Below are 408 nucleotides of genomic sequence, written 5' to 3' on the forward strand. Positions count from 1 at the left end.
CACCTTTGGTGAAAACGGGGGGTGCCCAGCCGAGGTATCGGCCTCCTGAGCCCATCTGGTCCATCGGCGTCAGATCGATACAGCCCGATCGGACATAGTCGTTACTGAATGCTTGGCCGTTGCCGGCGTAGAGGGCGACGTGTCCGGCGGGGTCTGACGAGTCGAAGAAAACGAGAGCGCCGGCCGGAATGTCGTCGGACTTGCTGACGAGCCCTTGAGCGGCCAGCTCGTCATGCATGGCGCGCGCGGTGGGCACGCCACTGTAGGTGTAGCCGTAGGCGCGGGCGACGAACTCAAGGCAGCGCCGCCGCCAGCTTCCGCCGCGGACCTCGTTGGTGCACGGCGCGGCAGTAGCGATGCGGGCCGCCTCGGCTAGCGCTTCCTCGCAGGAGCGCGGGTTGTCGAGCG

At 67.2% G+C, this 408-nt stretch carries 1 protein-coding gene; it reads right to left on the bottom strand.

Features of this window, described 5'->3' with window-relative positions:
* On the bottom strand, window positions 1-408 hold a 408-nt coding region (locus D9V41_RS16575), incomplete at both ends, for an NlpC/P60 family protein (protein WP_208006919.1).

It is taken from the genome of Aeromicrobium phragmitis (genome assembly GCF_003674095.1).
GTDB lineage: Bacteria > Actinomycetota > Actinomycetes > Propionibacteriales > Nocardioidaceae > Aeromicrobium > Aeromicrobium phragmitis.